Here is a 15,131-nt window from a genome sequence, read left to right on the forward strand (position 1 = left end):
GGCAAAATCGGTGACGAAAAGGCGATTCCGGGATTACTTAAACTCGTTGAAGATTCAGACTCTTCTGTGCGTAGTAGGGCGGCAGAGGCCTTAGGCAAAATCGGTGACGAAAAGGCGATTCCGGGATTACTTAAACTCCTTGAAGATTCAGACTCTTATGTGCCTAGTAGGGCGGCAAATGCCTTAGGCAATATCGCTAAGCAGCACGCAGAGAAAGTCGCCCCCCATCTCCCCCACCTCCTTACCTTAATCCTCTCCAAATCCGGCAAAGAATTTCGCCGCCTCATCCTCGTCATCCAAGCCGCCTGCAAATACTACAACTACCCGATACGTCAGTTGTCCCTAGCACCGCACCCAGCCAAACCACCCCAACCAAACGAGATCCTTGGTAAAATTGACGAAACCACTCAGCAAATCTACATAACAACAAAAGAAATGTCTGATAAACCCACCCAAGACTTCTCCCATTCTACTTTCCACGCCCCTTTAAACTTCGGAGAAAACCACGGCAATCAAGCCAAAAATATCACCTTAACCACCCAGCAATCCTCTCCTGAAGCAGCACTGAATGCAGTCGTGCAAATCATCCAGGCATTAGAAAAAAAGCATACAGAAGTGCAAGACGAGGCACAAGCACGCAATATTATTGATGCAGAATTTAAGGAAATCAAAGAGCAAAAACCCATCGAGTGGCAAAACCTAATCAGCGTCAAACGGCTTTACAACGGTGGCAAAAAAGCAGCCGTGAAAGTTGGCGAACACTTCGCCGAATCAAACCCCTGGGGCAAAGGACTTGTTGCCTTCATTGAAGGCGTATCCGAAGACGTGAAATAGCCAGCCAACCCAAAAGTTTGCTGAAATATTGCAACATTTTTAATAAGGCTTTCAGGGCGGGCGAGACGCGCACCCCAGAAGAAAATTTACTCTTTGTGGAACAGGCAAGATGCCTGTTCCTGACAGAGATGCAATATCTAAAATAAAACAGCAGTAAGCTCTATGCAAACCGGAGGCTCACAGCATGATTCAAAATCCCGCATACTATCAGATGGTGCTAGACACCTTGTGCATCGCCCTAGAGGATGCCCGCCCCGCTGTCAGGGCGAAAGCAGCAGAAGCACTGGGAAAAATAGGAGATGTCGCGCGCCCATATTAGTTAAAGCCTTCAAAGACACCTCGCCAGAAGTCCGTTCCAGCGTCATCCAAGCCCTCGGACAACTGATACTAAATGAGGCTTAAATACTCCTTTCATTTCTTAGTCCCCCTCTGCTCGGACTTCGTTTGTGTAGACGCGATTTCAAGATCCGAGTAATCTTATCATTTCATATATTCAACCATCTGCTGTTCCAGCTTCGCCAACAATGTATCAACATCTGTTGCAGCTTCCTCAAAACAAACAGGAGGTTCAGGCTTAGGTTCAAAAAGAATCAACTTAATTTGACCTTCACCGATCGCCAAAATCGCCACTTCTTTCTCAGGCTTGTGAGCGTTCAACACACCTACAACTTCCTGAATATGACTTTTTACTTGACGGTTCAACTCCTCAACCGCCTCTTTCTTACAATACACAAAACGCGCAGTTTCTGCAATATCAATTGCCAAAATCTCCTCGCTTTCCTCTCCCCTTTCCAGAAATAGCCCCCAAGCCAAAGCAGCCAATTCATGTTGATTAGCTTTCACGAATTTATCTAATTTGCGGCTCCAGCTATTTTCGTTGGGTTTGGACTCAGGGCTATCAAATAAAAACATTTTCTCTTCTTGTTTGTATAAACTAATATTTTACAGTCAGTTGTCAGTTGTCAGTTAGCAGTTGGCAGTTGGCAGTTGGCAGTTGGCAGTTGACTGTTGTCATTAGTTACCCATGCCCAATCGCCCATCCCCAATTACAAATTAGCAATTCCCAATTACCCAAAACCGCTGCGTTTCTATCTTATACCAGATTGCACGCGCCAGAGCGCCGCATAAATTCCGTCCTGTTCGATCAGTTGTTCGTGCTGCCCCGATTCTACCACCAGCCCCTCTTCCATGACACAAATGCAATCGGCATTGCGGACAGTAGAAAGACGGTGGGCGATCGCAATTGTAGTGCGATTTTTGGTAATTCGTTCGAGCGATCGCTGAATTGCCGCCTCAGTCTCGTTATCCACCGCTGAAGTAGCTTCGTCAAGAATCAAAATCGGCGGATTCTTCAAAACAGCCCTTGCAATTGCAATTCGCTGCCGCTGACCCCCCGACAATTTTTGACCGCGTTCCCCTACAATAGTGTTGTAACCGTCAGGCAATTGGGCGATAAACTCGTGAGCCTCCGCAATTTTCGCAGCATTTACTATCTCTCGATTGCTTGCCTCAAAACTGCCGTAAGCAATATTTTCTGCCACCGTACCGTGAAACAAAAACACATCTTGACTCACCAATCCGATCGCTCTCCGCAAATCTTTTAAATTCAGGTTATTTAATTCTATACCGTCGAGATAAATATTGCCATGCTGTACCTCATACAGCCTCAATATTAGCTTCACCAAGGTACTTTTGCCCGAACCTGTAGCCCCAACAATCGCAGTAGTTTTCCCCGCCGGCAGAGTCAAAGAAAAATACTGCAAAATCGGTTTTCTTTGATTATAAGAAAAGGTAACATTTTTAAATTCCAACTCACCCTTAATCGAACTAACCGGCCGCCGAATATCACCCGTGTGAATTGCGATCGGAGTATCCAACAAATTCATCACCCGATTAGTAGAAGCCATTGCGCGCTGGTATTGATCCAGAGTATCTCCCAGGCGAGTCAGTGGCCACAGCAACCGCTGGGTCAAAAACACCAAAACGCTGTAAGTTCCCACAGACAACCGGCCCGCCACTACCTCCAAACCGCCCAGAAATAGTGTTGCAATAAACCCCAAGAAAATCACAACCCGAATCAGCGGAATAAAAGCAGCCGAAAGTGCGATCGCCCGTCGGTTGCTTTGGCGGTAAGCTTGGCTTTGTGTTTCGATTCGCTGAATTTCATAATCTTCGGAAGTAAAACTTTTAATAGTAGTAATTCCCATCAAATTATTCGACAGTTGCCCGTTCAGAAAACTCACCTTTTCCCGCACATCAGCATAGAAAGGAGCGAGGCGATTTTGAAAGGCGATCGAACCCCAAATAATAAAAGGTATCGGCAGCATAGACAGCCCAGCCACACCAGGAGAAGCAGCAAAAAAAGCCGCGCCAATCACAACAACCGTTGTAAATACCTGAATCACCTCATTAGCGCCGTCGTCCAAAAAACGTTCTAGTTGATTGATATCATCATTGAGAATAGAAATCAAACCGCCCGTGCTGCGTTCTTCAAAATAAGCTAATTCTAATTCCTGCAAATGGCTGTAAGCTTCCAGACGCAAATCGTGCTCAATATCCTGAGCCAAATTGCGCCACAAATAATCATAGGCATATTCAAAAAGAGATTCCAACGCCCAAACAACCGCGCTCAAAATAGTGATAATTGCCAGTTGCCAAAAGACATCTTTTATGCCCCACTGAGCGAGTATAGAATCTTGCTGTTTCACCACCACATCAACGGCAATACCGATTAATGCTGGCGGCGCTAAATCAAAGAATTTATTCAGCAGCGAACAGATACTTGCCAGCCAAGCTTTCACGCGGTAGCGACGCCCGTACTTGAGCAGCCGCTTTAGGGGATGGACAGGTTTTGATGGATTTGGTAATGCTTGAGAATCATTCATAGGGCATGGGGCATCGGAAATAGGGCCGAGAATTAAAAATTAGTAGGGTGCTCAGCGCGCACCTTACCCTTGTTTAATTTTTAATTCTCAAATGCCCCGTTCCTAGGCTTTAAACGTCAACACTGGCTTCATTTTAGCGACTACACCAACTATTTGCGCCTCAACCTGAACGTCAATTACTGGTTGAATTGGCTTGTAAGCGGCCGGTGCTTCTTCAATTCTGCGTTCTTCGCGCCCGGTAATGCAATCTACGCCGGTTAATCCCAAAGCGGAGTCAGTTTTGTCAACACCTTTGCGACTCATATCGAAGCGCGATCGCGCCCTTCCTGCACCGTGAGAAGCCGATCGCAAAAATCGATCGTTCCCTTTCCCAACCAGCAAATAAGACGGCGCGCCCATCGAACCCGGTACAATTACAGGCTGACCGGAATGTGCGTGACAAGCGCCTTTGCGCGTTACCCAGCCGGCACCTTCACCTAAAGTGATATTGTGAGGCAAATCGTATACTAAGGGAGCTTCCACATCGCCGAAAACTTGTCGCAAACGCCAGCGCAGAAGTTCTGCTAGCAGCAAACGGTTGATAAAACCGTAGTTAGCGGCGGTTGCTTCCGCTTGCAGGTAGCTGTTCACAAGTTCGGGATTGGCTGCGACAGACAGCGGGAAAAGCCTGGATTCAGGATGTTTCAGAGTTTTTGGGTAGGCCTGGCAAGCTCGATCGCGCCACATTCCGCCGATGTATTTGCCGACATTCCGCGAACCCGAATGAATCATGAAAGCGATTTGTCCCGATCGCACACCCCAAGTATAAGCCGTAGCTCGATCGATAACTTCCTCAACCACTTGAATTTCGACAAAGTGATTGCCACCACCAATGGTAGCTAACCCGCCATCCCTGACTAAACCGTCATTTGGGACTAATTCTTCGGGAGCCCATTTGACATCGCCATTCATGGAACCGCCGAGGAAAGTGCGTGAAGCGCAGCTATCCCGTAGGGAATCGCACTCTGCGGCCAACTGCTCGAAATCCGAATTAGCCGCGCTGCCGGTTGCCTCGTCCAGCATACCATCCAGCCATCCGGGAATCCCGTGTTGGAACATCGCGCGAGCAGTTTTTGCAGTCATGCTGACATCGCGAGTACCGAAGAAATAATCGCCTTTGAGCAATTCTACAAATCGATCGCGCTGACTGAGGAATTGTTCGATCGACAAATCTGCAACGTGTAACCGCATCCCGCAGTTAATATCGGAACCGGTAGCCGCCGGAATCACCATTCCTGCTGTTTCTACAATAGAGCCGATCGCCACCCCCGCATCCCCCGGATGGAAGTCTGGAGTAGCGCAAGCGCGACAAACGCAACCACCTTGAGGGTGTCGAACATTCGCCAAATTTGCTAACTGTTTGAGCGCCTTTGCTTCCACCGGAAAATCCTCTGGGAGCAAAACTTCTGGAGTTGGAGCATCGGCATCTTGCCAGTGTTCTTTCAGAGAACTATTGAGACAAATCGAGTAGACTTTATTGTCGTAACTAACATCAAGACCTTGCCGAGACAAAGCTCGCAAAAGCCTGTTCAAGTTTTTTGGCTGCTGCATAAATAGTCTGTTGCGGGTTGCATAGCAACCCCCAAAAGTTGAAGAGATTTTTTAGGGAACAAAAGACTTGGGTTCAGCAGCCGCAATCTTTTTCAAGATAAGTTGAAAGGCAACTTTTCTAATTACTCAACTCCTAACATATCATTTTTGATATGTCAACCCTTTCCTTGAAATTTTAATAAATATATATGATTTACCAAGCGGTGTCAGACACCCGGTTTCTGCCTATAAAAATAGCATCCAAACCAAAGATTTTGCGAAGAAACCCGGTTTCTTGGGCCAGCGCGTCCGGCCGCATTCCAGTCTTAATTGCGATGAAGTAGGGCCAATCCCCTGCGGTTGCCCATCCCCACTTAAAGATAATATCTAACCGTTGTTACAACCCGACTTTTTTTAGCCCGCAAAGCCGCTTTCAAAAAGAAAGCAGTTTGATTGTGCAGCAGCCCCTCCCACCAATTTCGCGTCACAAAAGCCGGAATGATCAGCGTTAAATACACTCCCGGTCGCTGCTCTTCAAACAAAGTCAAAAAGTGTGTCAAAGCCGAACCAACAGAACGGTAAGGCGAGTCCATAATTTCCAGCCGATCAAAGCTCGTTTCCTCCCTTTTATTGTTAAAGATAAATTAGCTGACTAAGGGTTGGGTTCAGTTTTCCCAAAAACCAGACTTTTTTTCAATTCCCGCCAATAACCCCCAACTTTTGTTTCTCCCAAAGCCATGCGCATTTTCTTAATCATGCTGCTTCTTACAGGTGGCTTTCCGTAGTAAAGATATTGACTGATGTCTTTACTAAGACCCGCATTCATGAAAGTTTTAACATCTTCGCGAGCCAAATATTTCTCCCGAACCTCCTGCAAATATTCGTCTTGAGCATTCGTGTGAAATACCGTCCAGCTCGGGTCTTCAACCTTACACAAAGTATATTGGTTGTGAGCCTGCATATATGCGCTAAATGCTTCTTCCAGCAAAAACCTGCCAAACTGGTGTGTTCCTTCAAATCTTGAAGCAATATATTCACCCGCATATTCTTGCATGACTGCAACGAAGGTACTGTGCTTCATCAAAGAAAAATTGATCGTGCAGGCTTGAATGAAGTACCACCCAGCCCAAGCGTCGAGATTTGGGTACGATCTGTTAAAAGCTCCGCCCACTGCAAAAATTTCATCTCGTTCGAGATAATCGATCGCTTCCTCTAACCAACCGTCGTGGCCTTCTCTGTAAGGTAACGTATCAATTTTGAACCACAATACATACGGCTTGCTAGCGATCGCTGCCGCTGTATACTCCTGAATAAAACATCTCTCTTTGTCATTGTCTTGATGGTGCGATGCAATGATTTGCAGCTTATCAATTAAACCCTCGTGATACAGTTCCAAATAAACTTTTTGAGTGTCGCTATCGCTGCCACCGTCAACAACAATAACTTCCCCTGGTTTGCCGCCTAAAAACTTAAACCAATCCAGGAGAATCTCTCTATAGGCTAACCCATTGCCAAAATTGGCTGAGACCATCGACACTTCACTGAGTTTGCTTAATTGCTCGCTCATAATTTATTTATTCCAGGAATATAGCTTTTGCTTGTCCCTTAGAACTTACTAAAATTTTAGCAATACTCCGGACAGTTTTTGGAACGATACTACAAGCCTTACAGGGCAAGGATCATAAAAAAGTCGAATTAAATGCCGCGTCAGGGGTAGAGGTGACATTGATTTAATTATCCACGCTCGCCTCAAAGTCATAGGGGATAAGCCATTGGGCCAGAGAAAAACTGTCCGGACTATTGATTTTAGAGAATTGTCAATTTTCAATAACATCATTACAGTAAAAATACTGACAACTTTACTGTGTGTTTGATTATAGTTGTAACAGCAACAGTCCTGGACGCACTCCGGCTCTGATAAACGGGGTTTTTTAACCTAGGACTAAGGCCAAAAAATCCGGTTTCTTCCGCGCCGATCAGCTAGTAGGTGGACTTGTAGAGTTAATACCTCACTTACGCACCAAAACTTAAGAAACCGCATTTTTTAACCGATATCCTTCCCGCTACACGGAGGATTGTGGGTTCAAAGAACCCGGTTTCTACGATAAATCTTAGGTTGATCAACAAAACCTCCAGAAACAAACCGGGTTGCTGCGCAAGTCCTCAATAAGTTTGTTTGACAGGCGAAAAATGGCAAACTTTTAACTAGAGATTGCTTAAAGATAATATCTAACCGTTGTTACAACCCGACTTTTTTTAGCCCGCAAAGTCGCTTTCAAAAAGAAAGCAGTTTGATTGTGCAGCAGTCCCTCCCACCAATTTCGCGTCACAAAAGCCGGAATGATCAGCGTTAAATATACTCCCGGTCGCTGCTCTTCAAATAAAGCCAAAAAGTGTGTCAAAGCCTCACCAACAGAACGGTAAGGTGATTCCAGAATTTCCAAAGGAATATCAGACTGCAAATCTTTCCAAGCTAATTGTAATTTTTCTCGATCGGTCAAACCAATATCCACGTGAACAGCCACAACTTCATCAGCAATTAAACGAGCGTAATCAAGGGCCTCGAAAGTTCCCCGGTGCAACTGCCCGACTAACACCACTGCCGGATGTGTCACCGTCTTAACTTTAGGTCTGGGAAGATAAGACCTCGGTTCTATTCCCTGAATGCTCAAGCGAGCCGCTACATACCGATAGTGTCGGTGAATAGCTAAAAATAGACTGACTACGATCGGAATAGTTACTACGACAACCCAAGCTCCCAAAAGGAATTTTGTAGCGAGAATTACAGCCAAAACTCCCATTGTTGCCACTGCACCAATACCGTTCATCAAAGCACTAACTTGCCAACCTTTACCTCGTTCCTTAAACCAGTGAATTACCATTCCCGATTGGGAGAGAGTAAAAGAAGTGAAAACTCCAACCGCATACAGGGGAAGCACTGCGCTCGTATTGCCTCGAAAGATGATAATTAAAAGAGCAGCGCAGAAGCTGAGCAGATTAATGCCATTAGAATAAACCAGTCGATCGCCCAACAGCGACAACTGCCGGGGCAAGAACCCGTCCCGCGACAAAAAATAACAAAGTCGCGGAAAATCAGAATAACTCGTATTCGCCGCCAACAGCAAAATTAACAGAGTTGCTGCCTGCAAATAGTAATAAAATATACCGACACCAAAAATCTGTTTTCCCAATACAGAAAGGAGCGTTTCATGTTCTGTAGGAATCACCTGATAAATATGAGCCAAGTAACTAATCCCCAAAAACATCGCTCCCAGAATTCCCCCCATATAGCTCAAAGTCAGGCGCGCATTTTTCCATTCAGGAGGCTTAAAAGCCAACACCCCGTCTGATATGGCTTCAACTCCAGTCAGGGCAGTACAGCCCGCCGCAAAGGCACGCGCCAGCAGAAATAATCCCAAAGGTTCCTTAGCAGGAATATTTTGTAAGCTCGGCAAAACATGACCTGTTGCCTGTTGGAATAAACCGCAGCCAATCAAAATAAAAATGCCAATGACAAACCCATAGGTGGGAACCATAAATATATTGCCCGATTCCCGCAATCCCCTGAGATTGGCAAACATGATTAGAACAATAAAAAATAAGCACAGTTCAACTGTGTAGGGGTGCAGCGAGGGAACTGCTGAAGTCAAGGCTGCCACCCCAGCCGAAATACTGACTGTGACGGTGAGGATGTAATCAATCATCAGCGAAGCTGCTGCGATCAAACCCGGATAAATACCCAAGTTTTCTCGCGCCACTATGTAAGCTCCACCGCCGTTGGGGTACGCTTTAATTGTCTGTCGGTAAGACAGCGCCACGATCGCCAACAGTAAAACAATAATTCCAGAAATAGGCAGCGATAAACTCAAACTACTACTCCCCGCTAGTAACAGTACCAGCAGAGTTTCTTGAGTAGCGTAGGCAACAGACGAAAGTGCATCGGAAGCAAGAACAGCTAGTCCAGTAGCGTTGCTTAGCCGTTCGTGAACAGATGCGCTCGTCGGAAGAGATTCACCCAGTAAAAATCGCTTGATCCGAGAATAAGTGTACATTGAAACTCAATATATAGGCGTCCACAAATCATAATCTAGACGGGAACCGTTTTAAGTAATTTTTGTATCACAATTTGTAATTCTGTCTCGCTTGTTGAGTCAGCTTCAGCTTGTGTTCGAGAGCTTGCCAATTTTCGGCTTCGATATCGCTGATGAACTCGTCAAGACTGTCGCGGTAAATAGAGAGCGATCGCAACAATTCCTCTCGATTGTACTTTGCCACCATCACTCCCAGCTCGGGATTGCCGCCCCCAACGCGGCTCGTATCCCGAAAACCCGAACTCGCCAAATGTTGGGCTAAATTAACAATATCCCGATCGCCCTCTCGATCGCAGGCAGCAAGCAGCGTCGCACTCGCCATGAGCGGCAAATGAGAAATCCAAGCCACAGCTCGATCGTGTTCTTCCGGCTCACATCGGTAAACTTTAGCACCCAGCAACCGCGCAATTTCCTCAACCTTATCCACCGCAAGCGCCGGCGTCTGGGCAGTCGGCGTCACCACATAAGGCCGGCCCACAAACAAATCGGATACCGCCGCCTCAATTCCGCTTTCAGCAGTCCCCGCCATCGGGTGTCCCCCCACAAAATTTGGCCACAGAGAAGACACAGCCTGCACTATGGGTGTTTTTACGGAACCGACATCGGTTACAATAGTATCATGGGAAAGATAGGGCACCAACTCTCGGACGATCGGCTCGATCGACCCCAGCGGCGTGCAAATAAAAACCACATCGGCTGCTGCCATCAGAGACAGGTTTATGCTGGCTTCATTGACAACACCGCGAGCTTGCGCCCGAGAGCAAGTCTGCTGCCGACTCGAAACCCCAAAAACATCAAACCCGCGCGATCGCAAATCCAGCCCGATCGAGCCGCCAATTAAACCCAGTCCTACAATACCGATATTCATAGCAATAAAATGGGGATATTTGATACGGTGCCGCCCCCATGACAGTCGAGGAACTCCTGAAAAAATATGCCGCCGGAGAAAGAGATTTTGCCGGAATCAACCTGACTGAGGCCAACCTCAGCGGCGTCAACTTGAGCGGAGCCAACCTCAAGGGTGCGAATCTGAGTGTAGCAAACCTAAGCGGAGCAAACCTCAGCAAAACCAACCTCACAGGTGCCAAACTCAACATCGCCAGACTCAGTGGCGCCCATCTAGGCGGCGCCGACCTCACCGACGCCGACCTCAACGTCGCTTACCTAGTGCGAGTTGACCTCAAAAAAGCCATACTCATAGGAGCGAAACTGATCAGAGCCGAGCTCATTCGAGCAGAACTCAGCGGCGCCAACCTCAGCGGCGCCAACCTCAGCGGCGCCACCCTCACCGAAGCCACCCTTCGAGGAGCCAACCTCGCTCAAGCCAACCTTCGAGGCGCTCACCTCAGCGGCGCGTGCTTGACAGAAGCCAACCTCGAACAAGCCAACCTGCAAGGAGCCGACCTCAGCCGAGCCGACCTCAGCGGCGCCGACTTGCGAGGCACAGAACTGAGACAAGCCAACCTCACTCAAGCCGTACTCAGCGGCGCAGACCTCAGCGGCGTCAATTTGCGCTGGGCCATCCTCAGCGGCTGCAATCTCCGCTGGGCCGACCTGAGCGAAGCGAAATTGAGCGGTGCCGACCTCAGCCGGGCCGACCTCTGCCACGCCAACTTGCTGAATGCCAGCTTAGTTCACGCCGACCTGACAAATGCCTATCTGATCCGCGCCGACTGGATTGGAGCCGACTTAACCGGAGCCACCTTAACGGGAGCCAAACTTCACGCAGTTTCGCGGCTCGGCATCAAAACCGAAGGCATGACCTGCAAGTGGGTTGATCTTAGCCCCAACGGCGACCATAGCCAAATTTACTGGTTGAACTCGGGAGGAACCCAGGAATTTTTTCATGAAACCTTGCCCACAGTTCGGATTGTGATTGACTCACCCTTAGACCAAGGCGCTCATTTTGCACTAGCTGCAACTTATTACCAAATTGCCCAACAATACCCGAGTTTAAGTCAGCCTCCCACGATCGAAGTCAGCTCCAGGCGCACCGTACTCGCGTTTAAAATGGACAGTGACGATAAATTATTTGCCACCGCTTACGTTGCCATCATTCCTTTTAACGACGCTGCCATAACTCAAAAAAACCTAATAGCTTTGATGAAAATGATTCAATCCCACGATGCAGGCAAACTTAACGTCAAAGAATCTAAACACGTCCAGTTATGCAGCAAAGCTCTCAACCAAGCTATCAGCAAAGTAGACCAAATAAAAATTTCCAGTTCTTTTCCAAAAATCGGCGAAAGCATCAATTTCTTTCAAATACCCACACAGATGAGCTTAATTAATTCCCGCGATCAAAGACTCAGCGTATATCACCACCCAGGCTTCGGCAAGCGTCTGATTAAAAAATACGATCAGAGTAACTCTACATCGACTAAGTTAGCCGAAAGCACAAAATTGGCTCAAGCTAATATCACTAGCATTTTGGATTTTATAAAAGGCTTCCACAATATAGATGTCTAGGCATATTGCATCAAGTTACAAAAAATGCTTATTCTAGTTTAAAGGTTGGCACAATAAAGCTTTGTTCTAGCTAAGACATCAGGGAAATTGAAAAGCATGGATGCCGAAGAACTAATCACCAAATATGCAGCAGGAGAAAGAGACTTTACTGCCATCCTCCTTTGCGAGGCAAATCTCAGCAGGATCGATCTAAGCGGGGCTAATTTCAGTGAGGCAATCTTGAGCCTCACCAACATGAGCGGCACCAATTTGTCAAACGCCAACATGAGAAAAGCCAAACTTAATGTTGCCAGACTCAGCGGTGCCAATCTCTACAAAGCCAACCTCAGCGGCGCTATCCTCAATGTGGCTAACTTGATTCGAGCCGACCTCCGCGAAGCCCAACTCGTGGAAGCTACAATGATCAGATCCGAACTGATTCGAGCCAACCTCAGCAGTGCCAACTTGAGCGGCGCAAATCTCAGCGAAGCAGATTTAAGAGAAGCAACCCTCAGAGAAGCCAATCTAGAGCAAGCCGACCTCAGCGGGGCTCACCTTAGAGGCGCTTTTCTAACAGCGGCCAACTTGGAACGGGCAAACTTGCACAGAGCCGACCTCAGCAGGGCAGACTTGCGAGGAGTCAACCTCTGCAATGCCGAACTCAGACAAGCTAATCTGTCTCAAGCCAACCTCAGCGGCGCTGACTTGCGAGGCGCTAATCTCCGGTGGGCTGACCTCAGCGGGGCGAACCTGACCGGCGCTGACCTCGATGAAGCGAGATTGAGCGGGGCCAACTTGTACGGGGCAAATTTGAGCAATGTCAATCTGTTGAACGCTACTCTGGTACACGCGGATTTGACTCAAGCGAATTTGATTCACGCTGATTGGGTGGGCGCAGATTTGACGGGGGCGGCCCTGACGGGAGCAAAAATTTACGCGGTGTCTAGGTTTGATGTGAAAGCAGATGACATTACCTGCGATTGGGTTGACCTCAGTCCTAACGGCGATCGCAGCCACATTCAGCGCTTTACCCCAGAAGAATCTCAAAGGTTTTTCAATGCTACACCGCCGACCGTTCAAATTATTGTCGATCGACCTCTCGACCCCGATGCTAACTTTGTCCTTGCAGCTACCTACCGCCAAATTGCCCGTCAATACCCTGCTTTGAACCATCCTCCCAGTATCGAAGTTAATTCCAGACGCACAATCATATCATTTAAAATAGAACAGGACGAGCAACTATTTCCCACCGCTTTCGTTGCGATTATTCCCTTTAGTGATGCAGCATTTACTCAGAAAAATTTGATTACTCTGATCAAGATGATTCAACCCCAAAGTGGTAATAACCTGGGCGTCAGAGTCTCAAATATGGTAGTGCAATTAAACGTAGCCCTGACCAAAACAATGAGAAAAATAGGGGAAATGAAAATTCAGCCGATTCGCCTCGATCGCGAACCGATGTCAAGTTTTTTCCAATCGCCTACCCAAACTGTACTGGCTAACTCCAGCGCCGAAACTTTGATGATTCACTATCACCCAGATTTTGGCAGAAACTTGACAAATTTGCCCGGAGTCAACAAAACGTCTATCAGTCCTGCAATTAAAGCTCAAAGATTTACCACCCCGCCGCTAAATACGGTCATTGAGTTTGTCAAAAGCTTTTATCAGCTCGGTGAGTAAATACTATAAATTAATTTGATATCATTTCTATTCATGCCATATAAAAGTTAGCAAATTGCCATTTCATTCAAGTAAAAAAAATGCAAGCTGAAGAACTGCTCAAACGATTTGCACTCGTCAAGAGATACACAGAAGGTGACAGAGATTTCACAGGAATCAACCTGAATGAAGCAAATCTCAGCCGCATCAACCTCAGCCAATCAATTTTAAGGCGGGCTAGCTTATTTGTCACCAACCTCAGCGGCGCTAACTTGAGCGAAGCTAACTTGAGCGAAGCTAACTTGAATGTGGCTAGACTCAGCAGTACCAACCTCTCGCGGGCAATCTTAAACGGAGCTACTCTCAACGTAGCAAACTTAGTGAGAGCCGATTTAAGTGCAGCTCAATTAATCCGAGCATCCCTGATTAGAAGCGAATTAGTCCGCTGCGAACTCAGCAAAACTAACTTCAGTGGCGCTAACTTGATTGAAGCAGATTTAAGAGAGGTAAAACTGACGGAAGCTAACCTGTGCGCTGCCAATCTTTCCGGTGCAAATCTCAGAGGTGCTTCGGCTGCTTCAGCTAACTTTCAAGAAGCTAACTTACACGGCGCAGATTTGACGAAAGCAGAACTTAGCGGCGTCAATTTGATCAATGCCGATATGAGACAAGCTTCTTTGCAACAGGTGAATCTCAGCAGTGCCAATTTGAGCGGAGCTAACCTCAAATGGGCTGATTTGACGGGAGCTAACCTCAACGGCGCCGATTTGAGCAGTGCTAAATTGAGCGGAGCTAACCTTAACGGAGCAGATTTAAGAAATACTAATTTAGCAAGTGCTAGTTTCGTTCACGCTGATTTGACAGAAACAAATTTGATTAATGCAGATTGGGTGGGCGCTGATTTGAGGGGAGCAACTTTAACAGGAGCAAAACTGTATTTGGTTCCTCGATGTGGCATCATCGCAGATGATATTACTTGCCAGTGGGTTGACCTCAGCCCCGCAGGCGATCGCACTCAGATTCAACAATTTAATTCGCCGTCAGAATCGATAAAATTTTTAAATCACACGCCTGGGTTAGTGCAAATTGTGGTTGACGCACTTTTAGACTACTCAGCAAACAGCACTTTAGCAACAGCTTACAGCGAAATAGCTCGGCATTACCGGGCAATGAATTTTCCTCCTAATATTGAAGTCGGCTACCGCCGAACAACTCTAACTTTTAGATTTGAGAGCGATGAGCATTTATTTCCAGCCGCTTTTTTAGCGATTCTTCCTTTTAAGGATGCTGTACAAACTCAGAGAAATATTATGGTTATTGGCAAAAATATCGAAATTCAAAATTTGGATGAAAAACGAATATTGCAGTTGCGTAAAGCATTGAGTACAGCTACAAATAAATTAAATGAATTAATAAAATTGGTTTCTAATATATCACGGGTGAGTCAGCCAACCAAGTTTTTTGACTCACCTACCCAAACTATTTTAATTAGTTCGGGACAGGAGAGTTTGATGGTGAATTCTCACGGGAACTTTGGGAAGGGAGGTGCAACTCATCAGCAGAATAAATTCAGTTTGCCTCTCGGTCAAAAAGTAGTTGATTTTCTTGCCAGTTTTGATTATGTTGAGTGAGAAATGTCAATTTT

The 15,131-nt window shown here is 46.7% G+C and carries 13 protein-coding genes; 6 read left to right on the forward strand and 7 right to left on the reverse strand.

What is annotated here, in order from left to right:
- The 3 genes from QUA04_RS18420 to QUA04_RS29980 form a co-directional block, all read left to right on the forward strand.
- On the forward strand, positions 1 to 834 hold an 834-nt coding region (locus QUA04_RS18420; protein ID WP_333258951.1), incomplete at its 5' end, for a HEAT repeat domain-containing protein.
- Between the two features lie 184 nt (positions 835 to 1,018).
- Positions 1,019 to 1,153, forward strand: a complete 135-nt coding sequence (locus tag QUA04_RS18425) for a hypothetical protein (protein WP_333258953.1) — start codon at positions 1,019 to 1,021, stop codon at positions 1,151 to 1,153.
- Positions 1,147 to 1,236: a HEAT repeat domain-containing protein gene (locus tag QUA04_RS29980; protein ID WP_445242340.1), complete on the forward strand. Its 90-nt coding sequence runs from the start codon at positions 1,147 to 1,149 to the stop codon at positions 1,234 to 1,236. Before QUA04_RS18425 ends, QUA04_RS29980 begins: the two co-directional genes overlap by 7 nt.
- A gap of 78 nt (positions 1,237 to 1,314) precedes the next feature.
- Here QUA04_RS29980 and ccmS read toward each other — a convergent pair whose 3' ends face one another.
- The 7 genes from ccmS to QUA04_RS18460 all read right to left on the reverse strand — a co-directional run bounded on the left by ccmS (position 1,315) and on the right by QUA04_RS18460 (position 10,247).
- Positions 1,315 to 1,746 (reverse strand): beta-carboxysome assembly chaperone CcmS, encoded by a 432-nt coding sequence (gene ccmS, locus QUA04_RS18430; protein WP_333158913.1) that lies wholly within the window; start codon positions 1,744 to 1,746, stop codon positions 1,315 to 1,317.
- A 176-nt stretch (positions 1,747 to 1,922) separates the two neighbouring features.
- Positions 1,923 to 3,719 (reverse strand): ABC transporter ATP-binding protein, encoded by a 1,797-nt coding sequence (locus tag QUA04_RS18435; protein WP_333258955.1) that lies wholly within the window; start codon positions 3,717 to 3,719, stop codon positions 1,923 to 1,925.
- A gap of 102 nt (positions 3,720 to 3,821) precedes the next feature.
- A complete protein-coding gene (locus QUA04_RS18440) occupies positions 3,822 to 5,309 on the reverse strand; it encodes an RtcB family protein (protein ID WP_333258957.1) in 1,488 nt (495 codons plus the stop codon).
- Between the two features lie 353 nt (positions 5,310 to 5,662).
- Positions 5,663 to 5,881 carry a hypothetical protein gene (locus QUA04_RS18445; RefSeq protein ID WP_333258960.1) on the reverse strand — a complete coding sequence of 73 codons (219 nt, stop codon included), beginning with the start codon at positions 5,879 to 5,881 and terminating at the stop codon, positions 5,663 to 5,665.
- A 59-nt stretch (positions 5,882 to 5,940) separates the two neighbouring features.
- Positions 5,941 to 6,855: a glycosyltransferase family A protein gene (locus tag QUA04_RS18450; protein WP_333258962.1), complete on the reverse strand. Its 915-nt coding sequence runs from the start codon at positions 6,853 to 6,855 to the stop codon at positions 5,941 to 5,943.
- Positions 6,856 to 7,504: 649 nt separating this feature from the next.
- Positions 7,505 to 9,340 (reverse strand): APC family permease, encoded by a 1,836-nt coding sequence (locus tag QUA04_RS18455; RefSeq protein ID WP_333258964.1) that lies wholly within the window; start codon positions 9,338 to 9,340, stop codon positions 7,505 to 7,507.
- 67 nt (positions 9,341 to 9,407) lie between these two features.
- The gene (locus QUA04_RS18460) at positions 9,408 to 10,247 is read right to left on the reverse strand and encodes a prephenate/arogenate dehydrogenase (protein WP_333258966.1); all 840 of its coding nucleotides are present in this window, start codon (positions 10,245 to 10,247) and stop codon (positions 9,408 to 9,410) included.
- Between the two features lie 38 nt (positions 10,248 to 10,285).
- Here QUA04_RS18460 and QUA04_RS18465 point away from each other — a divergent pair, with 38 nt between their 5' ends.
- The 3 genes from QUA04_RS18465 (at position 10,286) to QUA04_RS18475 (ending at position 15,117) form a co-directional block, all read left to right on the forward strand.
- Positions 10,286 to 11,848: a pentapeptide repeat-containing protein gene (locus tag QUA04_RS18465; protein ID WP_333258967.1), complete on the forward strand. Its 1,563-nt coding sequence runs from the start codon at positions 10,286 to 10,288 to the stop codon at positions 11,846 to 11,848.
- 96 nt (positions 11,849 to 11,944) lie between these two features.
- A complete protein-coding gene (locus QUA04_RS18470; RefSeq protein WP_333258969.1) occupies positions 11,945 to 13,507 on the forward strand; it encodes a pentapeptide repeat-containing protein in 1,563 nt (520 codons plus the stop codon).
- 80 nt (positions 13,508 to 13,587) lie between these two features.
- Positions 13,588 to 15,117: a pentapeptide repeat-containing protein gene (locus QUA04_RS18475; protein WP_333258971.1), complete on the forward strand. Its 1,530-nt coding sequence runs from the start codon at positions 13,588 to 13,590 to the stop codon at positions 15,115 to 15,117.
- Positions 15,118 to 15,131: the final 14 nt, after the last annotated feature.

The organism is Microcoleus sp. S13_C5, from assembly GCF_036700845.1.
In the GTDB taxonomy this organism is placed as follows: Bacteria; Cyanobacteriota; Cyanobacteriia; order Cyanobacteriales; family Microcoleaceae; genus Microcoleus.